This window comes from Idiomarina sp. D18, from assembly GCF_057748155.1.
In genome coordinates, this window is record NZ_CM173240.1 from 659,494 (window position 1) to 685,736 (window position 26,243).

The 26,243-nt window shown below is 47.8% G+C and carries 22 protein-coding genes, 1 other RNA gene and 2 pseudogenes; 19 read left to right on the forward strand and 6 right to left on the reverse strand.

Annotated features, from left to right (window positions below):
- Positions 1–15: 15 nt before the first annotated feature.
- The 3 genes and pseudogenes from AC3AP5_RS03150 to AC3AP5_RS03160 all read left to right on the forward strand — a co-directional run.
- The gene (locus tag AC3AP5_RS03150; RefSeq protein ID WP_272978545.1) at positions 16–432 is read left to right on the forward strand and encodes a VOC family protein; all 417 of its coding nucleotides are present in this window, start codon (positions 16–18) and stop codon (positions 430–432) included.
- Between the two features lie 79 nt (positions 433–511).
- Positions 512–1,276 (forward strand): annotated as a pseudogene (locus AC3AP5_RS03155) (PAS domain-containing protein); the annotation flags it as partial.
- 162 nt (positions 1,277–1,438) lie between these two features.
- A pseudogene (locus AC3AP5_RS03160) lies at positions 1,439–1,816 on the forward strand (methyl-accepting chemotaxis protein); the annotation flags it as partial.
- Here the strand turns inward: AC3AP5_RS03160 and AC3AP5_RS03165 are convergent.
- Positions 1,813–3,384 (reverse strand): AbgT family transporter, encoded by a 1,572-nt coding sequence (locus AC3AP5_RS03165; protein ID WP_083404995.1) that lies wholly within the window; start codon positions 3,382–3,384, stop codon positions 1,813–1,815. The pseudogene AC3AP5_RS03160 and the gene AC3AP5_RS03165 overlap by 4 nt on opposite strands.
- Positions 3,385–3,476: 92 nt before the next feature.
- Here AC3AP5_RS03165 and rnhB point away from each other — a divergent pair, with 92 nt between their 5' ends.
- From rnhB to AC3AP5_RS03185, 4 genes are all read left to right on the forward strand, one after another.
- Positions 3,477–4,043 (forward strand): ribonuclease HII, encoded by a 567-nt coding sequence (rnhB, locus tag AC3AP5_RS03170; protein WP_286682702.1) that lies wholly within the window; start codon positions 3,477–3,479, stop codon positions 4,041–4,043.
- Positions 4,044–4,109: 66 nt separating this feature from the next.
- The gene (locus tag AC3AP5_RS03175) at positions 4,110–5,054 is read left to right on the forward strand and encodes an isopenicillin N synthase family dioxygenase (protein ID WP_006955700.1); all 945 of its coding nucleotides are present in this window, start codon (positions 4,110–4,112) and stop codon (positions 5,052–5,054) included.
- Entirely contained in the window at positions 5,051–6,826 is a 1,776-nt protein-coding gene (locus tag AC3AP5_RS03180) for a bifunctional metallophosphatase/5'-nucleotidase (protein ID WP_272978211.1), read from the forward strand. The genes AC3AP5_RS03175 and AC3AP5_RS03180 overlap by 4 nt, the downstream gene beginning before the upstream one ends.
- Before the next feature lie 10 nt (positions 6,827–6,836).
- Positions 6,837–8,057 (forward strand): multidrug effflux MFS transporter, encoded by a 1,221-nt coding sequence (locus AC3AP5_RS03185; RefSeq protein ID WP_487326975.1) that lies wholly within the window; start codon positions 6,837–6,839, stop codon positions 8,055–8,057.
- 73 nt (positions 8,058–8,130) lie between these two features.
- Here the strand turns inward: AC3AP5_RS03185 and fadE are convergent, their stop codons facing one another.
- Positions 8,131–10,593 (reverse strand): acyl-CoA dehydrogenase FadE, encoded by a 2,463-nt coding sequence (fadE, locus tag AC3AP5_RS03190; protein ID WP_487326976.1) that lies wholly within the window; start codon positions 10,591–10,593, stop codon positions 8,131–8,133.
- Between the two features lie 174 nt (positions 10,594–10,767).
- Between fadE and AC3AP5_RS03195 the strand changes: the two genes are divergently transcribed.
- Positions 10,768–11,502, forward strand: a complete 735-nt coding sequence (locus AC3AP5_RS03195; protein ID WP_286682699.1) for a DUF3108 domain-containing protein — start codon at positions 10,768–10,770, stop codon at positions 11,500–11,502.
- On the opposite strand, the gene purN is transcribed toward AC3AP5_RS03195, so the two are convergent.
- From purN to AC3AP5_RS03210, 3 genes are all read right to left on the reverse strand, one after another.
- Positions 11,499–12,140, reverse strand: coding sequence for a phosphoribosylglycinamide formyltransferase (purN, locus tag AC3AP5_RS03200; protein WP_286682698.1), 642 nt, complete (start codon positions 12,138–12,140; stop codon positions 11,499–11,501). The genes AC3AP5_RS03195 and purN overlap by 4 nt on opposite strands.
- 10 nt (positions 12,141–12,150) lie before the next feature.
- Entirely contained in the window at positions 12,151–13,206 is a 1,056-nt protein-coding gene (gene purM / locus AC3AP5_RS03205) for a phosphoribosylformylglycinamidine cyclo-ligase (RefSeq protein WP_071462434.1), read from the reverse strand.
- Between the two features lie 92 nt (positions 13,207–13,298).
- Positions 13,299–14,750 carry a TrkH family potassium uptake protein gene (locus AC3AP5_RS03210; protein ID WP_487326977.1) on the reverse strand — a complete coding sequence of 484 codons (1,452 nt, stop codon included), beginning with the start codon at positions 14,748–14,750 and terminating at the stop codon, positions 13,299–13,301.
- 146 nt (positions 14,751–14,896) lie between these two features.
- On the opposite strand from AC3AP5_RS03210, the gene AC3AP5_RS03215 reads away from it, so the two are divergent.
- Complete coding sequence (locus AC3AP5_RS03215; protein WP_487326978.1) at positions 14,897–16,030, forward strand: peptidase C39 family protein; 1,134 nt, start codon at positions 14,897–14,899, stop codon at positions 16,028–16,030.
- Here AC3AP5_RS03215 and AC3AP5_RS03220 read toward each other — a convergent pair.
- Positions 16,027–17,847, reverse strand: coding sequence for a choice-of-anchor I family protein (locus AC3AP5_RS03220; protein WP_487326979.1), 1,821 nt, complete (start codon positions 17,845–17,847; stop codon positions 16,027–16,029). The two genes, AC3AP5_RS03215 and AC3AP5_RS03220, sit on opposite strands and share 4 nt — an antisense overlap.
- A gap of 203 nt (positions 17,848–18,050) precedes the next feature.
- On the opposite strand from AC3AP5_RS03220, the gene AC3AP5_RS03225 reads away from it, so the two are divergent.
- The 10 genes from AC3AP5_RS03225 to AC3AP5_RS03270 all read left to right on the forward strand — a co-directional run bounded on the left by AC3AP5_RS03225 (position 18,051) and on the right by AC3AP5_RS03270 (position 25,924).
- Complete coding sequence (locus tag AC3AP5_RS03225) at positions 18,051–19,163, forward strand: NADH:flavin oxidoreductase (RefSeq protein WP_006955690.1); 1,113 nt, start codon at positions 18,051–18,053, stop codon at positions 19,161–19,163.
- Between the two features lie 9 nt (positions 19,164–19,172).
- Positions 19,173–19,826 (forward strand): isoprenoid biosynthesis glyoxalase ElbB, encoded by a 654-nt coding sequence (gene elbB, locus AC3AP5_RS03230; RefSeq protein ID WP_272978616.1) that lies wholly within the window; start codon positions 19,173–19,175, stop codon positions 19,824–19,826.
- A gap of 104 nt (positions 19,827–19,930) precedes the next feature.
- Positions 19,931–20,290, forward strand: a transfer-messenger RNA (tmRNA) gene (ssrA, locus tag AC3AP5_RS03235).
- A 203-nt stretch (positions 20,291–20,493) separates the two neighbouring features.
- Positions 20,494–21,975, forward strand: coding sequence for a replication endonuclease (locus AC3AP5_RS03240; protein WP_487326980.1), 1,482 nt, complete (start codon positions 20,494–20,496; stop codon positions 21,973–21,975).
- A gap of 21 nt (positions 21,976–21,996) precedes the next feature.
- Positions 21,997–22,248, forward strand: a complete 252-nt coding sequence (locus AC3AP5_RS03245) for a hypothetical protein (protein ID WP_071462439.1) — start codon at positions 21,997–21,999, stop codon at positions 22,246–22,248.
- A gap of 85 nt (positions 22,249–22,333) precedes the next feature.
- Positions 22,334–22,678 (forward strand): hypothetical protein, encoded by a 345-nt coding sequence (locus tag AC3AP5_RS03250; RefSeq protein WP_290486161.1) that lies wholly within the window; start codon positions 22,334–22,336, stop codon positions 22,676–22,678.
- Positions 22,675–22,857, forward strand: a complete 183-nt coding sequence (xisR, locus tag AC3AP5_RS03255) for an excisionase family protein (RefSeq protein WP_071462441.1) — start codon at positions 22,675–22,677, stop codon at positions 22,855–22,857. The genes AC3AP5_RS03250 and xisR overlap by 4 nt, the downstream gene beginning before the upstream one ends.
- Before the next feature lie 8 nt (positions 22,858–22,865).
- Positions 22,866–23,948, forward strand: a complete 1,083-nt coding sequence (locus AC3AP5_RS03260; protein WP_487326981.1) for a tyrosine-type recombinase/integrase — start codon at positions 22,866–22,868, stop codon at positions 23,946–23,948.
- Between the two features lie 562 nt (positions 23,949–24,510).
- A complete protein-coding gene (locus AC3AP5_RS03265; RefSeq protein WP_487326982.1) occupies positions 24,511–25,695 on the forward strand; it encodes a reverse transcriptase family protein in 1,185 nt (394 codons plus the stop codon).
- 1 nt (position 25,696) lies between these two features.
- Positions 25,697–25,924, forward strand: a complete 228-nt coding sequence (locus AC3AP5_RS03270) for a cold shock domain-containing protein (protein WP_487326983.1) — start codon at positions 25,697–25,699, stop codon at positions 25,922–25,924.
- The last annotated feature ends 319 nt before the right edge of the window (positions 25,925–26,243 follow it).

A 26,243-nucleotide genomic window follows, 5' to 3' on the forward strand; every position in this document is an offset into this window, starting at 1 on the left:
AGTTTAAAAGGTCGTATGAGTGGATATCTAAGTGTCATCACTTTGGTTGTCGATGACCTCAATCGAAGTTTTGAGTTTTACAACCAAGTATTTAATTGGCCTAATAAAGGTTTGCAAGGTAATCGAGAAGATGACACGCAGGTGGCATTCTTTTCCCCGCAAGGGAGCGTCAAAATTGCGCTTTGGCCACGCGAAAGTTTTAATCGCCAATTAGAGATCAATAGCGTACATTCGCCTTGCATGGGTACCACCATGCAAAGTCTTAATTTAGAATCGGAATCCGCGGTTGAAGCTTTATTTGATCGCGCTATGCATGCCTTTGCAGAGTCTATCAAGCCGCCTCATTGGCAGCCTTGGCATTGCTATGGTGCCTACTTTAAAGACCCTGATGGCCACTTGTGGGAAATCACCTTTAATCCATCCAAAGCTTAAGAGATAAGTTCATCGCTTAGTTGCAAGGATCGTTAGTCACAAATTTTAGAGTGCATACTCTAAAATGCCGGAGGAAAGTATGTTTAATCGGCAAATAAAGCAACAACTCGAGACGACACAGCAAGTCGCTTCACAGCTACAGTCGACGTTTGACGCAATTGATGACCACGTCGCACGCATCGACTTCACCCCAGCAGGTGACGTCATTGATGCTAACAGTGTGTTTTTAGGCGCGATGCAGTGTTCATTAGAGGATATCGTCGGGCGCCATCATCGGCAATTCTGTGATAGTGAGCTTGCCGCCTCGGACGACTATCGCCAGTTTTGGCGTGATCTCGCCCAGGGTATTGCGAAAAAAGGTCGGTTTAAGCGTCGACGGCCGACAGGTGAAGAACTGTGGTTAGAGGCGACCTACTTTCCCGTGCGCGATGCTCAGGGGCGTGTGAATCGTATTATGAAAATTGCTTCGGATGTCACCGCCGAGGTGGCGCAGCTTAATCGACAACGTTCGATTACCGAAGCGATTAGCCGCTCGATGGCAGCTATTGAGTTTGATACCCAAGGTCACGTGTTGTGGGCAAATGATAACTTTTGCCGAACTATGGGTTATCGACTCGAGGATATTCAGGGTAAGCATCATCGAATATTCTGTGATGATAGTTTCTATCAAAAGCATCCTGATTTTTGGCAAAAGTTGAGCCAAGGTCAGTTTGAAGCCGGTCAGTTTAAACGTAATCGCAAAAATGGCGAGAATATTTATTTAGAAGCGACCTATAATCCGATTAAAGATGAGACCGGCACAGTGCGATCGATTATTAAGTTTGCGACCGATATAACCGAGCAAGCCGTTGCTTCGCAGCAGGCTGAGGAAGCGGCTGAAATCGCTCAGAGTACTTCGCTACAAACGGCGCATATTGTTAAAGATGCGATGAAGGGTATTCAACGTAATACGAACACGGCTGCTGATATCGTCAAACGGAGCGAGCAAGCGGATGCAGTAGTGCGAGAACTCAAGTCGCAGTCGGTTAAAATCAGTGAAACGGTAAAGACCATTAATGGTCTTGCTGATCAAACCAACCTGTTAGCACTGAATGCGGCGATTGAGGCAGCGCGTGCCGGTGAACATGGGCGAGGCTTTGCTGTGGTGGCGGATGAAGTACGACAGTTGGCCAATCGGACAACGCAGGCAACCGCTGAAATCAGTCAAGTAATGACCATGAGTGAGGGCGTTTCTGCCCGAATTTCTGAAAATATGGCGGCGATCCAGCAGGTCGCGCAAACCGGCGAAGAACAGATGCAGGAGATTCGCGCCATTATGGAAGAAATTGATCAAGGGGCGAACAACGTGGTGAACGCTGTCGCCCGCTTGAACGTGGGTCATTAGCCGGCTGCTGGGTAAGCGTAGCTTGAGCCAAAGCCCAGCGGAATGCCGAGTGTCCAGTAAAGAACCAAGAAAATAGACCAAATAACCAGTAACGCAATCGAGTACGGTAGCATCATGGAGACTAAGGTACCAATGCCCGTACTCTTAACATAGCGCTGACAGTACAACACGATCAGTGGGAAGTAGGGCAATAACGGCGTAATAATATTACTGCTCGAATCCCCGACTCGATAGGCGGCCTGCGTCAAATCAGGCGAGTAACCGAGTTGCATCAACATCGGTACTAAGATCGGCGAAATAAGCGCCCATTTAGCGGATGATGAGCCAACAAACAGGTTGATGAACGCCACTAGAAAAACAATACCCACCATGGTCACCCCACCAGACAACTCCAATGAAGCGAGGAAGGTGGCACCTTTGACGGATAGTAACGTGCCTAGCTGTGAATCCCCGAATGCCTTAATAAACAGTGCGCAGAAGAATGCCATGACAATGTAGTACGCCATACCTTCCATCGCGGTCGACATCGCTTTGATGACATCCTGTGAGTTAGTAAAGGTTTTCGCGACAAAGCCGTGCACAATGCCTGGTACCACGAAGAATAAGAAAATCAGCGGTACAATCATTCCAAATATGGGCGCCGTCACACTGGCAAGATTGCCCTCGCTGTCGGCGAGTGGTGACTGGTCTATGACTGCAAGATAGGTCAGCAGGGCGGCACCCGCGAGCATGGTCATCACCGCTGTCTTAAACGCTTTTTTATCTTGTGGTGTGACATCATCAAGCTGCGGCATATCCTCTTGGTCGCCATCAATGGGCACGTTTTTAAGGCGTGGTTCAATGACTTTGTCCGTTAAAAACCAACCAATGGCCACCACCACCAATGAAGACACCGCTGTGAATGCATAGTTGTTAAGAGGGTTCAGTTGTACTGAAGGGTCAATAATCTGTGCAGCGCTCTCGGTAAAGCCTTGTAGTAAGGGGTCAATCGCCGAGGGCACAAAGTTCGCACTAAAGCCTCCTGAGACACCGGCAAATGCGGCTGCGATACCCGCTAGTGGATGACGTCCTGCTGCGTAGAAAATAACACCGCCTAACGGGATAACGAGCACATAACCCGCATCTACAGCAGTGTGACTGACGATTGCAACCAAAATAAGCATGGGGGTTAACAGCATTTTGGGTGTAACACGCAGCATCAATTTGATACCCACGTTAATAAAACCCGAACGTTCTGCTACCCCGACACCTAGCATGGCAACTAAGACCACACCGAGTGGCGCAAAGGTCATAAAGGTATTGACCATCCCCGTGAGGAATGACGTCAGTTGATCGCTCGCTAATAGATTGGTGATGGTGATCGCATCACCGGTGACGGGGTGGCGTTCGGCAAAGTCGACATACGAAAGTCCCCACGAAACAAAGGCGACAATAATCAGTAGGCCAAAAAACATCACTGCCGGGTCCGGTAACTTATTACCGACTTTTTCGATGCCATCTAGGAACCGATTCAGCAAGGTATTCGGCGACTGTTTTGCCGTAGGCGTAGGCGTTTCAGAATCGCTCATGGTATCCTCTTATTAAAGTTAGAATGATTAAATTAAAATGCTGTGAAAAATGTTATCGCAGTGTTAATAAACGAAGGTAGAGACTTTACGCGATGATTTGTGGAGTAGATGAAGCGGGGCGTGGCCCAATCGCGGGACCGGTTGTAGCCGCTGCTGTTATTTTGGACCCTGAGCAGCCGATCGAGGGACTCAATGACTCGAAAAAGCTGAGTGCAAAAAAGCGCGAGCGCTTGAGTGAAGAGATAAAAGCAAAAGCGCTTTACTGGAGTATTGCGCAAAGTGATGTCGATGAAATTGATCAGCTCAATATTTTATGGGCGTCAATGCTGGCAATGAAACGTGCGGTGGAAGCGCTGCCGGAAGCCCCGAGTGAAGTGCTCGTGGACGGCAATCGTGTACCCGATCTCGTCGTGCCAGCGCGCGCTGTCGTGGGTGGTGATGCCAGTGAACCGACCATCGCTGCGGCATCGATACTTGCCAAAGTCGAGCGGGATCGACAAATGCTGGAGTGGCACCAAACCTACCCACAGTATGAGTTCGATCGCCATAAAGCCTACGGCACCGCGCGTCACCTTGAATTATTGAAGCTACATGGTCCGTGTGTCATTCATCGACGCAGTTTTAGACCGGTACGTGAAGCCCTCAACGCTTGTGATTAAAGCGGTTTCTTTTTAAACTATACAGCCTTTTGTTTTGCTGTTTTTCGACAATTTACGGATGTACCCATGCAATCAACTAATCACTCGATTCCCCACGTGGATATGCGTCGCTACGACGAAGATTTTCAAGCATTTACCAAGGATGTCGGTAACGGCTACGAAGAATATGGATTTATTGCGCTGACAAATCATGGTGTTGATACACAGTTGATTGAACGAGCTTTGGATACCTGCCGTGAACTATTCGCACTGCCCGAAGATGTGAAAATGAAATATCACCGTCCGGGAGAAGGTGGTGCACGGGGTTATACACCGTTTGGTACCGAGATTGCAAAAGATGCGAAACATGTCGATTTAAAAGAGTTCTGGCATGTTGGGCGTGAGCTCGAAGGCGAGCCGCCGTATCCACAATTGCTCCCCAACGTCTGGCCCGAGGAACTGCCAGAGTTTAAGCGCGATATGACCTTAATCTATCAAGAACTTGATAAACTAGGCAACAAGGTATTAGATGCGTTGGCGGTGTTTTTAGACCAACCGCGAGATTTCTTCCGCGACAAAGTCAACTTGGGTAACTCAATCTTACGTCCGCTGCATTACCCACCGATTATCGATGAAGGGACACCGTCGGTGCGCGCTGGCGCGCATGAGGATATCAACGTACTGACGTTGTTGGTGGGCTCGCGTGAACCTGGGCTTGAAGTATTGGCGAAGGACGGTACCTGGGTGCCGGTCACCATTATTGAAGGTGCTATTATTTGTAACGTGGGTGATATGCTGCAACGACTCACTAACCACCAGTTGCCGTCAACAACTCACCGCGTGGTGAACCCTCCGATGCCTTACAGTGCTAAATCGCGTTATTCGATTCCATTCTTTTTGCATTTTAATCCAGATGTGATGATTACACCGTTGGAATCATGTATTTCTGAAGAAAATCCACAAAAAGATGAACCTATTACTGCTGATGACTATCTGATGGAACGGTTACGCGAAATAGGTTTGGTAAAATGAAACAGGTTGTAATTTCGTCGCTGGCACTCAGCTTGTTGGGTGCTTGCGCTTCTACGCCGCAACAACCCGCGGCGCCGAAGCCTTTTGAATTGACTATCGCACATATTAACGATCATCACTCGCACCTGGCTCCGAGCGAATTAACCTTTGATTGGGCAGGGCAGGCGTGGCAAGTCGAAGCGGGTGGCTTCCCGCGTATGACGGCGATGATTGACCAGATTAGACAGAACAATCAAAACGTCCTGACATTACATGCGGGCGATGCGATTACCGGTAGCGTGTTTTTCAAACGCTTGGGCAGCGCCGCCGATGCGCGCTTTATGAACGATACCTGCTTTGATGCGTTCACCATTGGGAATCATGAATTTGATACCGGGGATGTTGGATTAAAAACCTTTTTAGATCAGCTTGGAACGACGCGCTGTAATACCGTCAAGTTGTCCGCCAATATTGAACCCGAAATTGGTGTTTCGCCGTTAACACCGCAAACGGCAACGGATTCTTTTCAGCCTTATACGATTATTCAGCGTAATGGGCAGTCGCTTGGGCTGGTTGGTTTAACGATCGCCCAGCGCACCATGCAAACCTCGCACCCGGATAAAACCACACGGTTAACCGATGAATTAGCCGCTGCTCAGCGTAGCGTTGCGGCACTGCAGGCGCAGGGTATTGAAAAGATTATTCTATTAACGCATGTGCAATACCAAAATGATATCGACTTCGCCGGCAAGTTGCCGGGCGTGGATGTTATTATTGGTGGTGATTCGCACACTTTGCTCGGGGATTTTAGCGCGTTCGGTATCGATGCCGACGGTGCTTACCCAACGCAGGTGACCAACGCGGAAGGCGATCCGGTTTGTATCGCACATGCGTATAAATACAGTCAGGTAGTCGGTGAGCTACACGTCACCTTTGATGGTGATCGGGTGGCAAGTTGCTCGGGGCGTCCGCACTATTTGATTGGCTCTGATGTACAGCCCAAGGCGGGCGCAGTAACGACCGTACAGCCGGTACTTGATGCGTTGGACCAATCGGGCGTTTTTACGCGCATAGAACCCGATACACAGCAGCAAGCGTGGTTGGATACGTACCAACAACAGATTGACGCGTTTGCAAATGAAGTCTTAGCTAAGGTGCCACAGCGCATTTGTACGCAACCCATTGGCACACCACGTCGTGCCGAGTGTGGGCAGCAACAAAGTTCAGGCTTGCAACGTTTAATTGCCGAATCTTTCTTAGCCGCAGCGCCTGACGCTGATTTTGCGATTCAAAACGGTGATGGGTCACGTGGCGATATCGAGCCAGGCACCTTTACCGTAGGTGATGCATACAAGTTATTACCGTACGGCAATACGTTGATGACGATCGAGATCAGTGGTTCTGAGTTAAAGCAAGTCTTGGAAGAGGCTCTGAATTTTGCCGTAACGGGTGACGATAATATCGGTGCCTATCCTTACGGTGCGAACATTCAGTACTCAATTAACTTACAGCAAGGCTTTGGCGACCGTATTTCCGACATCAAAGTGTGGGATGACGAGCAGCAAACTTGGAAAGCCGTACGACCACGGGATACCTATCGCGTGGTGACTAATAGTTACATTGCTGGTGGACAAAGTGGCTATAAAACCTTTTTAACTTTGTCTGACCGAGGTCGAGCCCACAATACCGGTATCGACTATGCACAAGCCTTCGCCGACTATGTGCGCCAATTTGATCAACTCAAGCGACCAACACAGTTTGCTACGCAGGAGTTTGTACCCGTAAAAGAATAGGAGTGAACACATGAGTGGAACGCAGCGCGATTCCTTTACCGTATCTGATTCAGCACGATTCGATTTTGTAGTTATTATTCTTGCGTTGCTGACAGCTTTCGCGCCGCTTTCCATCGACATGTATTTGCCGGCATTTACGGCAATTGCGGCAGACTATCAAACCGATACACATCGCGTTGAGCTCTCGCTCAGCGCGTTCTTTTTTGGCTTGTTCATTGGTCAGTTACTCTACGGCACCGCGACCGATAAATTTGGTCGTAAAAAGCCGCTGTATATTGGCCTCGCCATCTATGTTGTGACTTCCATTGCCTGTGCTTGGGCGCCTGACATTGAATGGTTAATCGTGCTGCGCTTTTTCCAAGCGATTGGCGCCTGTGCCGGTATTGTCATTGCCCGTGCTGTGGTGCGAGATCTCTACACACCGCAGGCTTCTGCGCGCGTGTTTTCCTTTTTGATTTTGGTGATGGGGGTGGCGCCTATTTTGGCACCACTGTTTGGTAACTATGTAACCGAATGGTTTGGTTGGCGGGCGATTTTTTGGATTGTCAGCGTGCTCGGCGTCGCTTGCGCCTTTGTTATTCATCTCGTATTGCCTGAAACCCGCGGGCGTCGCTATGACGTGCGTATGCGACATAGCGGCCGAACCTATTGGGACGTATTAAAAGATCGCAGTTTTCTGCGCTACTCACTGACAGGTGGCATCGCACAAGCAGGCTTGTTTGCTTACATCACAGGCTCTCCATTGATGTTCATCGAGCTTTTTGACTTTACACCATCAGCTTATAGCTGGCTGTTTGGCGCAAATGCGGTGGGTATCATCGGTTTTTCGCAGCTTAACGGGTGGCTATTAAAGTATTACCCGGCACGTAAAATTCTTAACGTATCTTTGCCTATTTTAGCGGTCGTTTCAGTAGGGATGGCGGTTGCTGCCTATGTAAAAGCACCGGTATGGGGCATTTTAGTGCCGTTATTCGCCTACATCTCCACGCTGGGCCTCGTTTTCCCCAATGCCATGGCAGGGGCACTGGCTAACCAACAAGAGCGTGCAGGCTCTGCCTCAGCGGTGACGGGGAGTTTACAGTTTTTAATTGCAGGCTTAGTTTCTATGGGCGTTAATTCAGTCAGCGGCTTAACCGACTATGCAATGGCATGGGTAATTGGCTCTACTGGCATTATTGCTGTCGTTACGTACCGGTTGATGCGTTACGAAGAGCCGAAGTCAGCGGCCTAATCGCGATTAAGGGCATAAAAAAAGGCGCTCAATTGAGCGCCTTTTTACGAACAAGGAACCGGTGAGTCTCTGCTTAAGCAGCTTCACCTTGTTTCTTATCCGTCAGGTTTTTCAATGCGTAATCAAACGCTGCCTGACCTGCCAACAAGTCTGCTGGGTCAAAGTCATCTACGTTAATGGTGCGCAATCGACCTTCCTCAGTGCGCTTCATTAACTCAGCTTCTTCCTCGTTAATCACGCCTAATTCAAGACCGCGCTCTGCCAATGCGTCGAGCTGGGTAAAGCTAAAGCGTTCGCCAGCCGCTTTACAGATCTTCGCGTGCAATGGCTCGCACTTAATCATGTTGACTAAGGTTTCTTCTAAGAACCCAAAGTGACCTTCTGGGCTTAAGAACTGACCTTCACCTAAACGGGTACGTACATCGTTTGGCTCCATCAGGATGCGTGCCACTTTATGATCGGCCTTATCGCTTGGACGATGTGCAATACGACCGAATGGGAACATGACTACGCGCATCGCAGTACCCACGCCACCCATGTTACGCAACAGTTCGATTTGCGCTTCTTGTAGCTTATACAAGGTATCTTGCATCGCCCAATGCATGAGTGGTAAATCTTCTTTTAAGCGACCTTGGTCATGGAAGCGTTTAAGTACAGCAGAGCCAATGAACAAGTAACTCAGCATGTCACCTAAACGTGCAGAGATACGCTCTTTACGTTTTAGGTTACCGCCGTACATACCCATTGCAACGTCCGACAACAAGGCTAAGTTAGCGCTGAAGCGGTTCATTTGTTGATAGTACTGCTTGCTTGAGTCGCTCGCGGGCACTGAGCTTAAGCGGTGACCGCCAAAGCCGTAGAATAGTGAACGGACAAAGTTGCTTGCGGCAAAGCCAATGTGACCAAACAGCGCTTTATCAAATTTGTTTAACGCTTCTGGACCGCTTTCAGCTGATGCGTTCATTTCCTCAAGGACATAAGGATGGCAACGGATTGCGCCCTGACCATAAATCATCATGCTACGGGTAAGAATGTTGGCACCCTCAACGGTAATCGCAACAGGTACGCCTTGGTAACCACGACCCAAATAGTTGTTTGGACCTAAGCAGATACCTTTACCACCGTGGATATCCATCGCGTCATCCATACACGCGCGTAGCTTCTCTGTCATGTGGTATTTCGCGATAGCCGAGATAACCGATGGTTTCTCACCTAAATCGATACCCGCAGTCGCTAAGGTTGTTACCGAATCCATTAAGTAGGCGTTACCACCAATGCGTGCCATCGGCTCTTCAACACCTTCCATTTTACCGATAGGCAGTTTGAACTGACGACGAATGCGTGAGTATGCACCGGTTGCCAATGCCATTTGTTTAATACCACCAGCACTGTTCGAAGGTAGAGTAATACAACGTCCCACGGACAAACACTCAACCAGCATACGCCAGCCTTTACCTGCGTTTTTCGCGCCACCGATGATGTAATCAAGCGGTACGAATACATCGGTGCCGCGAATCGGACCGTTTTGGAACGGTACGTTAAGCGGGAAGTGACGACGACCGATTTCAACACCGTCGGTATCACGTGGAATCAACGCACAGGTAATACCCAGTTCTTTCTTGTCGCCCAGTAAACCGTCTGGGTCGTACATTTTAAAGGCAAGACCGATCACAGTCGCAACAGGGGCGAGGGTGATATAGCGTTTGTTGAAGTTGAGCTTAATACCGACGATCTCTTCGCCGTTCCACTCACCTTTACAAATAACACCTGAGTCAGGAATCGCACCGGCATCAGAACCCGCTTCAGGACTGGTCAAGCCAAAGCAAGGGATCTCGTCGCCTTTTGCAAGGCGTGGCAAGTAATGATCTTGCTGTTCTTTAGTACCATAATGCTGCAACAATTCGCCTGGACCTAATGAGTTAGGTACACCCACGGTCGATGCCAATACCGTACTGACGCCAGCTAGTTTCTGTAAAACGCGTGACTGCGCATACGCAGAAAACTCAAGACCACCGTATTCTTTTTTGATGATCATGGCAAAGAACTTGTTGTCTTTCAGGTACTGCCACACATGCTCAGGCATGTCAGTCAGCTCATGCGTGACCTGCCAGTCGTCGAGCATTTTGCAGACTTCTTCACAAGGGCCGTCCAAAAACGCCTTCTCTTCTGCGCTTAACTCAGCCTTTGGAATGTTGTGTAGCTTGCTCCAATCAGGGTCACCACCGAATACTTCGCCTTCCCACCAAACGGTACCCGCTTCAAGCGCATCACGCTCAGTGTCTGACATTTCTGGCATTACTTTGCGAAATGCCGTTAGAATAGGCTTAGTAAGTAAGCTCTGACGGATTGATGTAATATTCAAAGGCACCAAAATAACGGCAAGAATGACCCAAAGTACAGGGCCAACAATGCCGGCTATGCTGCCAACCGCAAACATCGCCACAAGGCCTCCGCTAAAGGCAACCAAGCTGGCGCGTTTGTAGGTTAATACACCGACAACCAAGAGGGTTGCGATGATCCAAAGTGCGACACTCATATAAATCACTCCAAGTTAGAGGTCTGACCAGTAATATGTGCAAATTAGATCAGACGGCTATGTTTTTCAAGAAAAATTTGAACACCTGTTTGAATCTTTTGTCATAGAGTGTACAGGCAAGCTGCCAGTAGGGCGGTTATATAGATACGGAGTAACGGCTAAAAGGAGTCTCCGATGACGAAAAAATTAGTGACCGCAATGGTATTAGCCACTGCATCGTTTGCCAGTATGGCAGTTTGGGCAGAGCCCGTCGAGCTTGCGCCTTATAAGGCAGAATACAGTATCACTCGGGGTGGAAGCGACTATGGAGACGGACAGCGCTATTTAACCCAAACCAACGCGGGCGAGTGGCAGTTGTACGGTCATACCGATATTTCGTGGTTTATACTATCCGATGAGCGCACGACGGAATCGGTGTTCCGTGTGAATGAAGAACAAGGCTTTATTCCCATCGACTTCCAATATAAACGCGAGGGGACAGGCTCAGATCGAGCGTTTCATGCCAGCTTCGATGCCGAAACCCACCAAGCAGTGAATGTGGAATCGGGTAAGCCAATAGACATTAACTGGCAAGGTGCTTTATACGATGAGGGCTCGGTCGCCGAGAAGCTCCGTTTAGATGTTGCCGCTGAACGTGAACCGCTTAGCTATGCAGTGATTGATGAAGAGGGCCATAGTAAAACGTATCGCTTTCAACGGATTGGTGAAGAGACTATTAGCACGCCTTATGGTCAGTTAGACACCATTAAAGTTGAACGTGTGCGGGATAATAACAAGCGCGAGACCTATTATTGGTTCGCGCCTGAAATGAACTACTTACTGGTGCAATTACAGCAGTTTAAAGAAGGTGACGAGCAAGCCACGATGGCATTAACCGGCGTGACTTATCCGAAGTCGAGCGAGGATTAATCCTCGCTCGCGTAACCGTGCGGCCCGAGCGGCTGATTATCGAGTTCAACGCCTTGTGCACCGAGTGCAAGGCGGTCATCACAAAACCATTTGACCACTAACGGGTAAATACGATGCTCCTGCTCGTGCACCCGCGCCTGCAAGTCATCGGCCGTGTCACCGTCAAAGACCGGTACTTTTGCCTGGAGTATTACCGGGCCGCCATCAAGCTCTTCAGTGACAAAGTGAACACTAACACCGTGCTCCTTATCGCCGGCATCTAATGCGCGTTGATGAGTATTGACGCCTTTGTACTTAGGTAATAAAGAGGGATGAATATTCAACATGCGACCGGCAAAGTGACGAGTGAACTCCGCGGTCAAAATACGCATGAAGCCCGCTAAGATCACCAAGTCGGGTTGATACGTATCAATTAACGACTGTAACTCGGCATCGTATGCTTCACGGCTATCAAACGCCTTATGCGATAACGCATGAGTAGCGATACCGCGTTCAGCGGCTTTTTCGAGGCCTTTTGCGGTGTCTTTGTTAGCGATAACGGCGACAACTTCGCCGTTAATTTGTTGTTTTTCGCAAGCATCTACGATGGCTTGCATGTTCGAGCCGGTGCCCGAAATCAGCACTACAATACGTTTCATGAGCCGTCCACTAGCGGGTTTCGTCAGCTAAAATCTCAACTTGCTCGTCATTTTCGGCGGCATCTGCGATACGACCAATCACCCAAGCATCTTCGCCGAGCTGGTTAAGTAGTTCAACAGCACGCTCTGCTTCAGCGTGTGGTACCGCGATGACCATGCCCACACCGCAGTTGAAGGTGCGGTACATTTCGCGCATGCTGACATTGCCGTTTTCTTTTAACCAGTCAAAGATCACCGGCCATTCCCAGCTGTTACCATCGATAACGGCTTTAGCGCCTTTTGGCAGTACGCGTGGAATGTTTTCCCAGAAACCACCCCCGGTGATATGCGACAACGCGTGTACAGGCACTTGCTTAATCAGTTCTAACACTGACTTCACGTAAATGCGTGTCGGCTCGAGTAGGTGTTCAGCGAGCGTACGGTTCTCGAGGTGAGATTCCAAATCCGCTTCGCTGACTTCAATAATCTTGCGGATTAACGAATAGCCATTGGAGTGAGGACCGCTTGAGGCCAGGGCAATCAGCGCGTCACCCTCGGCGACTTTAGTGCCATCGATGATGTCATCTTTTTCGACGACACCAACACAGAAACCCGCTAAATCAAAATCACCATGCTCATACATGCCAGGCATTTCTGCCGTTTCGCCGCCAATCAATGCACAACCTGACTGCTCGCAGCCATCGCCAATACCGGTCACCACGTCCGCAGCCACATCAACGTCGAGTTTGCCAGTTGCATAATAGTCGAGGAAGAACAGCGGCTCAGCACCCTGTACAATGAGGTCGTTGACACACATCGCGACCAGGTCAATGCCCACGCCGCGGTGTTGTTTTAAATCAATTGCTAAGCGCAGCTTAGTGCCTACGCCATCGGTACCTGAAACTAATACCGGCTTTTTGTAGCCTTCAGGAATCTCGCACAATGCACCGAAACCACCAATATTGCCCATCACTTCGGGGCGGCTGGTCCGTTTGGTGACACCTTTAATACGATCAACAAGCGCGTTGCCAGCGTCGATATCAACGCCTGCGTCTTTGTAGCTTAAAGAGGGTTTATTGTTACTCACGAGCAGTTCCTAAGCGGCAAAAAATTTGCGCGCAAGTTTAGCACGAAAAACCACCGAATAGGTACTCCCAATCGGCGGTTTTACGCGGAAAACTAGTCTCGCCAGAACTTAGGTAATAGCAAGGTCAGTACGGTAAAGTACTCCAAACGACCCAAGATCATGGCAAAGGTCAGTAGCCAGGTCCCCGTGTCGGTAACGGGAATAAAGTTGCTCGACACTTCGCCAAAGCCTGGACCGAGTACGTTAATGCATGCAGCGACAGCACTAAAGGCACTAAAAAAGTCGAGTCCAGTCATCATCAGTAAAACCGTGAGCACCATGGTGCAAATGGCAACTAACAACATGAAACTGGTGACCGCGGCGAGTACCGGCGTACGAACCACTTTATGTTGATAGCGCACATGAATCACCGCACTGGGGTGAATTGCCTGCAACATATGATGCTTTATCGCACGGAAAGTAAGAATGTTACGGATGAATTTGTTGCCGCCCGCGGTCGAGCCGGCACAGCCACCTAAATAACTCGCAATAATCAAAAAGCCCGCGGTAGCGGCAGGCCACGCGGATAGATCGTCGGCGCCAAAGCCGGTACTGGTCATAAACGAAATGACGTGAAACACCGCCTGCGAGACCGACACCCAAAATGAAGGATGGGTATGATTGAGCACCGCCATCGCCGTCAAAATAGCGGAAATCGTGAGGATCGCTAAGATAAAGTAGCGTGTTTCCTCATCCTGCCAGTAGCCTTTAAGTGAGCGTACGGTAAAGTTTTTGTGATGCAGTGCAAAACTGATGGCACCGAGCGCCATAAACACATCGGCAACGCCCAAAATCGTATGACTATTGAAATGACCCATACTGGCGTCATAAGGCGAGAAGCCACCCGTAGATACAGTAGAAAACGAATGAGCAATGGCATCAAACGCATTCATACCGGCAAGCCAATAGCTCAAGGCACAGGCGAGGGTTAAACACAAATAAACCAGCCATAAATAGCGACTGGTTTTGGCGACACGAGGGGCAATTTTATCGTCTTTAATCGGCCCGGGGGTTTCCGCCTTAAGCAAGCGCATACCACCGACGTTGAGCATGGGCAAAATAGCGACCACGAAAATCACGATACCCAACCCCCCCATCCATTGCAGAAACTGTCGATACAGTAGGAAGCTTTTGGGCATATGATCGAGCCCGGTCAAGATCGTAGCACCTGTGGTGGTCATCGCGCTGACCGACTCAAATACCGAGTCGGTAAAGCTGACGCCAGTAATGAACATGATCGGCAGGGCACCTAAAACGCCCATTAAAAACCATGTCATGGTGGCAAAGGCGAGTGCCTCGCGATAATACAAACGCGCCATATTGCCCTTGCGGTAGCGCAAATAAACCAACAACGACAGTGCAAAACAAATAAGGGAACCATCTAAAAACTGACTAAAGGTTTTATCCCTAAAGACCAGCATCGACAGCAATGCGAACACGAGTTGAATACTACCTATCCAAAGAAACGGCCACGCCAATAGCCGCAAGGTTGCATGTATATTCAATGGTTAACCCTTTGTAGAGACGCTAAAAAATACACAAATAATCATTTCAAACGGGTAAAGATCGTACGATAATAGTCAAGAGCCGATGCGCTGTTGCATTCTTCTGGGCCGACGCCCACACCGGTTAAGGATACCCACAGACAGGTATGATGAACCTTGTCCCTGCAAATGTCACCCATCTTGATAGTGTTGTGCAATTAGAAAAGGCAACTTTTCCAGACGATGCCATCAGCAAGCGTAGCTTTCGCCGGTTTATCGAGTCGAACACGGCGGACTTTTTTGTCATGCTCAACGATAAACGCGTGGTGGGCTATTACGTGGTGTTGTTCCGCAACAACACCAATCTCGCGCGGCTGTATGCGCTGGTATTAAGTCCACAATTTCGTGGTAACGGTTTCGGAAAACAGTTACTTCAACATGCCGAAGATCGAGCCGATCTGCGACACAGCTTATTCTTGCGAACCGAAGTTGCAACGTCTAACCAACTCGCACAACAGTTATTTATTAATGCCGGTTTTCGTGCAGTTGAGCTACGCGAGGCTTACTTCCCACCGAGTGCCAGTCAATCGCAGGATGCGCTGATACTGCAAAAGCTATTACCGCGCTATGAGCTGGGAGAGGATAACAGCGTCGGCGCAACCGAGCGCTACGTGCCCATGATGACACAGTCGACGGAGTTCACTTGCGGGCCAGCGAGTTTATTGATGGCGCTGGATTACTTTGGACGTCCGACTGCGGACGCCTCACAAGAAGAGCTCGAAATTTGGCGCGAAGCGACCACCATTTATATGACCTCAGGTCATGGTGGCTGTGGGCCGCACGGACTTGCGCGAGCAGCGTTCAAGCGCGGGTTATCAGTACGCGTTGCGGTGAATACCGACGATGCACTGTTTATTGACTCGGTGCGGCAAGAGCAAAAGAAAGAAGTCATGCAACGGATCCAACAAGCCGATATCGATTACCTGAACCGTCACGGCGTTGCTATTGATGTGTGCGACTACGGTGTTGCTGAGCTGAAAGCTGATTTGGGCGAGGGGTGGCTCGTACTCGCGCTCATCTCAACCTATCATTTTGATGGTATACGTGCGCCGCATTGGGTGTTGATCTGCGCCGCGGACGATGACTTTATTTATATCAATGATCCGGACTACGACACCTTACCCTGGGAGTCACCGACCGAACGTCAGTATTTGCCGATTCCAATAGCGACCTTTAACAAGGCGTTTGGATTCGGCGGCCGTAAACAAAAGGCCGCCGTGATTGTGGGGCGCGTCGATTAGTCGACGCTACTAATTTGCCAAACCGACACACTGCCACTGACTTCGTTACCGACCACCAACAGCGGTTTGCCTGTCGCGCTGTCGGCGGCAGGTACAAAGACCATACCCTCAGGCGCGAGATCACCGATACCGTCATCCACTGATAAGCCTTCCGTTAAGTCACGGTTGATAACATAATCAACGAACTGGGCGTTGTAAGGGTTAGTTACATCATAAACCATGATGCCGCCCATACGCTCCAAGCCGATAAACGCATAGGTACGAGAACCGATTTGACCTAAGGTTAACGCTTCTGGTTCAGGCCCTTTGTTTGAAGAACGCGAGTCACCTTCGTTCTCGTCATCGTTATTGTTAAATGCGTTGCCATGCACTGAAGCCGTGATCCGTTCAAAATCGTCACCGCTGTCAAATACCGGCAAACCATTTTGATCCCAAATAGTAAACGAGCGTGAGCCATAGGCATATAGCGTTTCATATTCGCCATCGTTGTCGGTATCCCCAAGGGCTTTAGTCACTGTAAGGCGACCCAAAGGAAAGGCTGTAAAGTCTACGTCTTTAGGGTCATCACCGGCTAACGTTTCGAGTTCGCTGCCGGCTGCATAATCTAAATCACGCGCCTGGGCTTCATCAGTGTAGGCTAGACAGCCATCGTCACTGTCATAGTCTTCTCCACCTGCTGCAATACAGGCCGCTTCGTCTTCGACCTCAAAAAAGTACTCGCGTGCATCGCCCTCGTTAGCGGTGACTAAAAACGTGGCATTGTTCCATTGATAATGAGCGATCGAGTCCGGCATATAGATGCCTTTTAAGTTATCGTATTGCCCAAAACTCACGGTGCCATCTTCCATGGTGTCAATCTGATACGAGCTCCAATCCTTAAAGCCCAAGCCGACAATCTCAATTGAATTATCGGATAAATCAACCACCGCGAGACCGTTGTTTTCTTGTAAGGTCACATAGGCACGGTCATTGGTCGCAGTAATATATTCGGGTTCTAAATCTTGCGCGACCGTGGTTTCGATAAGGTTACCATTGATGGTGCGACCCGACGGGTTAGGGAAGTGCATACCCAGCGCTGCGAGATCCGCCTGCTGGCCATTAAAACCCTGAAAATTTAACTGCGCGACGGTGGCATTCTCGATTCCTGAGCCTGCAAGTGTGATCACAGTGATTGAACCCTCGGGGTCGACTGAGTAGTCGCCATTAGGCTCACCCTCATTAGCAACGAGGACGCGGGTACCATCCGGAGTAAAAGTGACCATATCGGGTAAAAAGCCCGCCTCGATTGAGCCGCTGTACGTAGCCGTACCTTGTGCTAGCTCATAGAACAAGATTTCGCCACGTACGCCATGATCCGCCTCCATCGCGACCGCCAACCAATCGCCATGGACGGCGATACTATTGGCACCCTGCAACGTTTTACCATTAACGTCGGTTTCTAGCGTTAATGCGGTGCTGGTGAGATTATCGAGTGTAAGTGGGGTGTCGCTTGCCGTCGTCGGAAGCTCTGCGGCATCCATGATTTCAACCGTCGGCGTGGCGGCGGCGCTGTTAATCGCAAGAAACTGCTGGCGCGCGCTATCATATTGCACGATCTCAGCCGCACCTGCGGGATCATTCGGATTTAATACAGTACGTGCAACTAAACTCAGTGAGATTCCGTTAGCTGCGTTTTGACCATCCTCGCCTGCAGGTCCTTGAGGACCTTGAGCGCCTGTCGCACCGGTATCGCCGTCGTCACCCTCGAGCGCACATCCCGAAAGCGCGATGACTAAACAGCTGGCAAGTAATGTATATTTTGTTTTAATTGTCTTCATACAATGTTCCTAGCAATGGTTAAAAAGCTTTCTTACGCTAAGCGTGTTATGTGACCTCTTAACTGCACTCGTGCGACGCTTTGATGACAGTTTGGCGAACAGTTAAGACAAGGTTAAATTGAAGTTCAAACTGATCGGTTTTACTTTATAGATGCGTAGCCCTTAACTAGATAAGAAACAAACACTGGTATAAGGAAGGTCTAATGAGCTCTGCATTTGATGATTTTGAACTGAAAGGACACAAACTCGAAAATCGTTTTGTTGTCGCACCTATGACCCGCACCAGTGCGGATAAAAAAGGTAAGCCCACCGAGCTGATGGGTGATTATTATGAGCGCTTTGCCAAAGGCGGCTGGGGCGTGGTCATCACCGAAGGTATCTACACCGACCAGCAAGCCAGTCAGGGCTATGAAAACCAACCTGGACTGACCGATGCACCTCAAACCGACGCATGGAAAGAGGTTGTAGAGCGTGTACACAAACATGACTGTTTGTTCATCGCTCAATTGATGCACGCGGGTGCGCAAATGCAGCACAATGAATACACCGATGAACCTATCGCACCGAGCGCAGTGAAGCCGAAAGGCGAACCGCTCAGTCTTTACGGTGAAAGTGATGGCTGGAAAGAGCCCAAAGCGATGGGTGAAACCGAATTTGATGCTGCCATGCAAGGTATCATCGGTGCCGTTAACCGAGCTAAAGAAGCCGGTTTCGATGGTATCGAGTTGCATGCGGCTAATGGCTACCTACTCAACGAGTTTTTAAGCGACCACTTTAACCAGCGCGAGGATCAATGGGGTGGTGGCATGGCAAAACGCCTGAAGTTCGTCGAGATGGTCGTCAAAGCCGCAAAATCAGCGGTCGATGACGACTTCATCGTGGGCATTCGTGTGGGTCAAATTACTGTGACCGATCCCGATTACCAGTGGCCAGAAGGCGAAGACGGTATGATCCGTATCGTGAAAGGCTTGAAAGAAGCCGGCGTCGACTATATACATACCACAGACACCAGCGTTGACCGTAAACCGTTTAAAGACGGCAGTAACAATACGCTTGCAGAAGTCGTGCAAGACTTTAGCGACATTCCGGTTATCGTCAACGGTGGTATTGATGAAAGCAATTACGAACACATTGCAGCGCATTACGAAAACGGTTTGCTCGCTATTGGTAAAAAAGCGCTCGCCAACCCCGATTTACCGCATCGGTTAAAGAAAGGGGAAACCATCGAGGATCTCGACTTTGCCATGTTGCAACCCATTGCAACACTCGAAAACGAATGGAAATGGCGCGACGAGCACGATAAGCACGTCAAGTAAGGAGAAATGATGAAACACGTAGCGGTTATCTTATCAGGTTGCGGTGTCTTTGATGGCGCCGAAGTCAACGAAGCCGTACTGACATTGTTGCACTTAGAGAAGCAGGGCGCTAAATATTCAATATTTGCACCCGATGTGCAACAAATGCATGTTGTCGACCACCTAAAAGGTGAAGCCAGTGGCGAGCAACGCAACGTATTGACCGAGTCTGCTCGCATTGCGCGCGGCGACATTAAGCCACTTTCAGAGCTAAACGCGGCGAACTTTGACGCGTTGATTCTGCCAGGTGGGTTTGGCGTTGCGAAAAACCTATGTAACTTTGCCGAGAAAGGCGCCGACTCAACCGTTAACGCCGAAGTACTTGCGGTGGGTAAAGCCTTTAAAGACGCTAAGAAACCCGCAGGCTACATGTGCATTGCACCGGTATTGCTGCCACACGTTTACGGTAAAGGCGTAAAAGGTACCATTGGCACCGATGCCGATACCGCCAACGCATATAACCAGATGGGTGGCGAACATGTGGACTGCAGCGTGCGTGATATCGTCGTTGATGACGCTCACCGCGTGGTCACCACACCGGCATACATGTTGGCAGAATGCCTGCTCGATGCCGATGAAGGTATCAAAAAGCTGGTTGAAAAAGTATTGTTTATGGCCGCATAACGCGGAACTGTAAAATAAATTTGTTAAGTGCTTAATATTTCGGCGGTTGCGCTGTCTAAGAGATAGCGCAACACGCGCGAATCAGGTACAATGTACTTTGCTTTGGGGCTGATCTGGATTCGACGGGATACACGAAACCCAAGGTGCATGCCGAGGTGAGGCTGGCCTCGTAAAAAGCCTCAACGTTATAGTTGCAAACGACGACAACTACGCTCTAGCGGCTTAATAACCCGCTAAGCCCGTCCCCCAGCGCTTTGTCTACGAGACTGGATCAGGATGGCTCGACCTAAGGTAGACTCGCGTGGATGCTTTGTCCGGAGCTGAAGCGTTAAACTTAATCGGACTCGCCAGTAGTTGAAGCCTGTCAGTCGGCGTCATGCTGGTTAATAAAAAGACTGAATAAGCATGTAGGACCGAGGATGTAGGTATTGCGGACGCGGGTTCAACTCCCGCCAGCTCCACCACATTATATAGCGGCGCATCGCGCGCCGCTTCTCCCTATCCCAAGCGTGGCAAGCTTTCCAGCGTCACACGTTCTGTTCGTAAATTACGCTCGACTGCTCTCAAATACGCTCCATTTTGCCAACCTGATGCCAACTTTTGCCAACGGGGTGACAACTTTGGTGAGCATTTTGGTGAACTCGCAACACCATACTCAACTCATTTTTTGAATCGCATCTTACGTAATTTCGATTACTTCGATGCCATATCGGCAGAAAACTTTCTTCGCTCAATTAAACAGGCTTCGTCACTTCTTGATTTCGACTTGCTCGACGAACGCCAACACGAATCACTTGCCGAAACGCTAGTAACTCAATTTCGTTACCTCACCGTGTCAACTTCGTACACGAAAGCAAAACGATATGGTTTCGATTTATCCCACTACAACGAGAACGAAATTAAAACGAGACTGCGTGATAAGCGTTTCTGGAAAAGCCAAATCAGAAAACGTAGTAAAGAGCTACTATCCGAATTGGAACGGTGCATTGGCTTAGTCTCTAATCGAAGAGCGAAGTATTGCGGCGATCTTACATACGGTCGTTTCAGAGAGTCTGAACAAAAATCCAACGAATTTTTAGAGCGGCACTTTATTCAGAGTTTAGACGGCGAGCGCGTTTCACTAAAAGAAATTTCTGAACATAACACGACCAACAAACAGATCCTGTTCTACGAATGGATTACAAGGGTTAAAGGGTTTGATGAACTAGCCGAGCGTTATGGTCACGCATCGATGATGGTAACGTTAACCTGTCCAGCCTATATGCACGCAACTCACTCGCGCTCTGGGAGCTTGAACCAAAAATATAATGGTCAAACGGTAAGAGAGTGTCAAAGGCACCTCAATACGGTTTGGAGACGAGTTAGGGCAAAACTTAAACGAGACAACGTAAATATATACGGCATGCGGGTTGTTGAACCGCACCACGACGGAACGCCGCATTGGCATTTAATCGTTCATTGTGAAGAGCCTGAGCTAAAGCAAGTAAAACGGATCATTAAACATTACGCTCTGCAAGAGTCACCGAACGAGCGCGGCGCACTAGAGCGCAGAGTTGATTTTATCGATATCGATCGCGCTAAAGGTTCATCTGCATCCTACCTAGCCAAGTATCTCGCTAAAAATATGATTGGCTTAGATACAGAGGGCGAGGGATGCAGGCGTGTGAGCAGACATGCCACCGACTGCGCCCGAGCTTGGGCAAGTGCTCATAGCATTAGACAATTCCAGCAATTTGGTGGAGCAAGTGTCACTGTTTACCGAGAGCTTAGAAGACTTCGTGATGAAACTCTCGATCCTCTTATAGAACCCGCAAGGTTAGCGGCTGATGCATCCAACTGGGCAACTTATTGTGAAGCGGTGGGCGGCGTTAGTGTTTCAAGCAGAACGCAAACGATTAAACCTTACTATGAGCAGTCAGAGTCCTTTAATCGCTCGACAGGTGAAATCATCGAAGCTGGACAGTCAGAAAACGTAAACCGCTACGGAGAGCCCAAAAGCAAGGTGGTTAAGGGCTTAGCTTATGCGGGAAAAGTGAGAAAGACGCGCACTAAGCTCTGGACAATTATTGCGTCACCACCGCAGTCCGATGCATCGCCGCCCGCCAGGGCGGCATGCAGAGGAAACGGTGGTCACCTTGGACTTGTGTAAATAACTGTACGGAACATCAAAATGAAGCAAAAACCAGTTTTAAACGATACTCAAAAACTAGAATTTGACTTAGAAGAAGCAACCTCACTAATACACATGGCGATCCATCGTGCAGGTATCGAACAACCTAAGTTTGAGGACATTGGACTGATAGTAGGTGTATTGGCGATGAACGACGAAATTGAAGTTGTCGTCAAGTTTCACGATGGTTTACGTCAATTTACACGTAGAGAGCTAGGTGGCTCATACGTAGAAGAGCACATTCCAGAGTAGAAAATTTTAATCTCATGTTTGACAGTAATTTAATTTGAGGTTATATAGTTAATATCAAGTTAAATCAAATATGAGGTTAACTATTATGTTCGACTTTCTGACGGATGAACAAAACGCTCGCTTACAGAGTTCAATAGCTGAATTTAAAGGGCATGTGAGCACAATCGAAACAGCTATTGGAGCTATCGTTATTGGTCAGCGGTATGGCTGGCGCGTACTTAGAATGGTTCATAGCTCTAATACGATGAAGAAATATGAAAAGGCTATCGGCTTGTCTTATGAGGAAATCTGTCCAGAGGAAACAGAGCTAAGTACACGAAATGTGGGTTACAGAGCATCTAAGGTGATTGGTAAATATTGGGATATCGTGATGGGTCGTCACAAAGTTGAGCGGAAGGCTGAGCTGGATGAAGAGGAGACTCAATCATGAATCAACCACGATGGGTATTACTCGGTCACTTCTGTGAGCTAACTGGATTTACTCAAAAAGCTGTTTATGCGCTGATTCAAAAAGGGCGCTGGATGCTGTCACGAGAATATAAAAAGGTGAATGGTCGCTACTTTATTAACCTTGAAGCATACGAACGCTGGATAGAAACTAACGGTTAAAATTCGTTATGGAAAAGACTCAATATAAAGGTATTTATGCTGGCAAAAATGCAGTACGTATGGAATTTATGTATCGCCATCAGCGTTGCCGTGAAACGTTACGTGTCAAGCCGACACTGGACAATTTAAAGCGCATCCATCAGAAGTTGGAGCGGGTCAAAATCATGATCCAATTCGGTGAGTTCGACTACATAAAAGAGTTTCCAGAGTCGAAGCAGGCTTTTCAGCTCAGTGACAACAAAGCGGCTCACATGACCATAAAGCAAATGATGACTCGATGGTATGAACAAAGTTACAGATATTGGGCGTTCAGTACTGAGAAAGCCAATCGAGGTCGGATGGATAACCATATTATCCCAAATTTTGGAAAAGTAATTGTAGATGACTTCACACCCTCGATTTTTAGAGAATGGCAACGAACAGCAACGATTAGTGCTAAAACAGTCAATGAGGTTCATTCGCTCTTGAGTCAGGGATTCGACTTCCTTGTTTTCGATGACATTATCGACCAGAACCCAATGAAGCGGGTTAAACGCTTAAAACACCGAACAAAAGAAGTTCAGCCATTTACACCCGAAGAACGCGCAAAAATACTGTCTGCATTGCCTGAGGGTTACGCAAGAGATTTTTATGAATTTGCGTTTTGGACAGGGCTACGCACTGGAGAGCAGATAGGTTTGCGCTGGGAAAATGTAGATCTTGAACGAAAAGTCATTTTCATTCGCGAATCTATAGTGAAAGGGCGTAGGGCTGGTACAAAGACTAAAGGAAGTAACCGAAATCATGAGCTTTCAAAACGAGCCCAAGAGGTTCTAGAACGAATAAAGGGCTATGGACATGAGTCCGAATTTGTTTTTCTTGATCCCCGCACGCTTGAAAGGTGGAGTTATGAGGGAGTTCCTCGAGAAAGGTTTTGGATTAAAGCCTTAAGCAAAACTAGTGTGAGGTACTCAAAACCGTATAGTTGTAGGCACACTTATGCATCTACGATGTTATCAGAAGGAGCCAATCCTATGTGGGTGGCGGTCCAGCTTGGGCACAAAGATTGGGGAATGATTAGGCAGGTTTATGGCAGGTGGATAAATATTTAGGCTTGCTTTACTCAATATTTACTGTTAATTTCTTGTTTACACGGGTGTATTTCGCCCGCGCGTAGTTCTTTTAAAACAAGTAGTTAAGTTATTTAGAGGTCGATGCTTACTTTTTAGTAAGCGATCCGTGAGGATCTTGACCGGGCAACCAACAGCTGTGCGCTCCTCAAAGGCACGCGTCGCGCGCCCGACAAGCTGCCGCATAAGATGCGACAGTTGTCTAGCATAAAAATGAAGAACTTACTCTCTCTGTGTGTATGCTCTAAAGAAAGTAACCATTTGGTCTAGCGCCCACGTCGGGTATAACCAAAATGGAGGTGCATCGTGCATTTTAACTTGAAAATAGACTTAGCTATTTGTTGCAGTAAGAAAAGAAATGACATCCTAACTAGAGATAGTGAAGGTGAATATAAACGCGAAGGAGAGAGGGACAAACCAAAAGGAGGAAATATCCCGATAGGGTTGATTCTTCTTGGAATGTCCGTCCTGGATGGAGTGTTAAAGCTTCTAACAGGATAAAATAAGTTCTTCATTATTACCTCAGGGAAAGTAGAATGAGCTTATGGATAAACCCCAGTACCCAAAAAAATCTATTGGTAGCATTGATGCCCTTGCTAAAACTCTGGGTGTCAATCAAAGCGCACTTGAAAATCTCGCTGCTAAAGTTAAAGATTCCTACACACCCCTTTTAATAGCTAGCGGTAATAAAGAACGTCAGGTTTACGAACCCAAATATCATTTAAAGAAAATCCAAAAGCGAATAAACCACCAAATTTTTGAACACTTTGTTTTTCCAAGCTATCTGCAAGGCTCTATAAGAGACGAGGAAAATACTAGAGATTTCGTGCAGAATGCTAAGTCACACTCTGCTGCTTGCGATTTGATTAGCCTCGATATCACAGGGTTTTACGATAATATAAAAGAAGAATATGTTCGTGAAATTTTCACTCAATTGTGTGATTTTCCTGTCGATGTCTCTCGAATCCTTACACAGCTTGTGACTTACAAGGGCAGAGTTCCTCAAGGTGCATGTACATCTAGTTATGTTGCCAACCTTGTCTTTTTTAATTCTGAATACCGAGTAGTTTCTCGTCTAAGAAATCGCTTTGGAGTTAATTACACAAGGTTATTAGATGACGTAACTTTATCTTCTAAGAATAAGTTATCTGAAAAAGAACTGACTCTCTGTGTGGAGCAAGTTAAAGGACTTTTTAAGAAGTTTGATTTACAGAGTAACGAAAGTAAAAAGCGGATACAAAATCGACGATATCATAGCCATAAAGACTTCAAAGTAACTGGATTGTGGGTTGGGCACAAGACTCCGCGTCTGAGAAAGAAAGAGCGTCGACATATTCGACAACTCGTTTATATCTGTGAAAAAGAATATGAAAAAAATCCTAGTAGCGTTGCTTATCATGAACTTTGGAATAAAACATCAGGTAAAGTTGCCAAAATGAAAAGACTCAATCATAGTCAGTCTAAACAAATGAGAGAAAGGCTACGAAAGGTATTACCTGAGTACAATAAGGATCAAATAGAAACACTGACGTACAATGTGAAAAGGTTTGTTAGCAAGGTTGATAAAAACAAACTCAGAAGTGAGCCAGCTAAGACAAAGAATTTTAATAAATTGATGTATCAGATAAACATTGCTACTAGAAGTGATAAAAGCATAGCTAAGTCTCTGATGAAGCAAATGAATAGTGTCCGAAAAAAAGTGAGTATAAAGTCTGAATTGTGGGTGTGAAATGGCTATTAGAGAGTTTGGTATATTAAAAGTCTATGACATTGCGAAAGGGTACGGTTTTATTCGCAGGGAAAAAGGAAAAGACGTATTCTTATTTTTTGACAACTTCGAAGGTGATGATTTAAGTTTAGTCGAGGGCGTAGTTTTAAGTTTTGAAGTTGAAAATACAGATAAAGGGCCACGTGCATTAAATTGTCGGCCAGAAAGCGATTTACCAACTAACCTGTAAGTTTATGAGGTATAAATAAATATGAATTTTTCAACTCCCGCCAGCTCCACCAATTCCATAAAAAGCCGCTCACTTGAGCGGCTTTTTTTATGCCCACTCGTTGGCCTCGCGTGCTTTGGGCATGTTCTGATTCCGGGTATCTCACCGCTTTTCGGAATCTCCCGCCTTTGGGGCTCTCGCGCTTTTGGATTCTCGCGCCTTTGGGTAGCTCCCGCCTTTGGCGCGAGGAAGGGGTCTGATCGTGTTTGTAATATTAAATTTGTATCTTAAAAAATCAATTTAAATATTAGAAACCTCATAGTATGATTTGTTGATAATT

Excerpts from the sequence above, each read along its gene's own strand:
- rnhB (WP_286682702.1), top strand. The coding sequence starts at position 3,477 with ATGATTTGTGGAGTAGATGAAGCGGGGCGTGGCCCAATCGCGGGACCG.
- AC3AP5_RS03270 (WP_487326983.1), top strand. The coding sequence starts at position 25,697 with ATGGCTATTAGAGAGTTTGGTATATTAAAAGTCTATGACATTGCGAAA.
- AC3AP5_RS03175 (WP_006955700.1), top strand. The coding sequence starts at position 4,110 with ATGCAATCAACTAATCACTCGATTCCCCACGTGGATATGCGTCGCTAC.
- AC3AP5_RS03185 (WP_487326975.1), top strand. The coding sequence starts at position 6,837 with ATGAGTGGAACGCAGCGCGATTCCTTTACCGTATCTGATTCAGCACGA.
- AC3AP5_RS03260 (WP_487326981.1), top strand. The coding sequence starts at position 22,866 with ATGGAAAAGACTCAATATAAAGGTATTTATGCTGGCAAAAATGCAGTA.
- AC3AP5_RS03215 (WP_487326978.1), top strand. The coding sequence starts at position 14,897 with ATGATGAACCTTGTCCCTGCAAATGTCACCCATCTTGATAGTGTTGTG.
- AC3AP5_RS03150 (WP_272978545.1), top strand. The coding sequence starts at position 16 with ATGAGTGGATATCTAAGTGTCATCACTTTGGTTGTCGATGACCTCAAT.
- AC3AP5_RS03195 (WP_286682699.1), top strand. The coding sequence starts at position 10,768 with ATGACGAAAAAATTAGTGACCGCAATGGTATTAGCCACTGCATCGTTT.
- fadE (WP_487326976.1), bottom strand. The coding sequence starts at position 10,593 with ATGAGTGTCGCACTTTGGATCATCGCAACCCTCTTGGTTGTCGGTGTA.
- AC3AP5_RS03245 (WP_071462439.1), top strand. The coding sequence starts at position 21,997 with ATGAAGCAAAAACCAGTTTTAAACGATACTCAAAAACTAGAATTTGAC.
- AC3AP5_RS03180 (WP_272978211.1), top strand. The coding sequence starts at position 5,051 with ATGAAACAGGTTGTAATTTCGTCGCTGGCACTCAGCTTGTTGGGTGCT.
- AC3AP5_RS03250 (WP_290486161.1), top strand. The coding sequence starts at position 22,334 with ATGTTCGACTTTCTGACGGATGAACAAAACGCTCGCTTACAGAGTTCA.
- AC3AP5_RS03225 (WP_006955690.1), top strand. The coding sequence starts at position 18,051 with ATGAGCTCTGCATTTGATGATTTTGAACTGAAAGGACACAAACTCGAA.
- elbB (WP_272978616.1), top strand. The coding sequence starts at position 19,173 with ATGAAACACGTAGCGGTTATCTTATCAGGTTGCGGTGTCTTTGATGGC.
- xisR (WP_071462441.1), top strand. The coding sequence starts at position 22,675 with ATGAATCAACCACGATGGGTATTACTCGGTCACTTCTGTGAGCTAACT.
- AC3AP5_RS03220 (WP_487326979.1), bottom strand. The coding sequence starts at position 17,847 with ATGAAGACAATTAAAACAAAATATACATTACTTGCCAGCTGTTTAGTC.
- AC3AP5_RS03265 (WP_487326982.1), top strand. The coding sequence starts at position 24,511 with ATGGATAAACCCCAGTACCCAAAAAAATCTATTGGTAGCATTGATGCC.
- purN (WP_286682698.1), bottom strand. The coding sequence starts at position 12,140 with ATGAAACGTATTGTAGTGCTGATTTCGGGCACCGGCTCGAACATGCAA.
- AC3AP5_RS03165 (WP_083404995.1), bottom strand. The coding sequence starts at position 3,384 with ATGAGCGATTCTGAAACGCCTACGCCTACGGCAAAACAGTCGCCGAAT.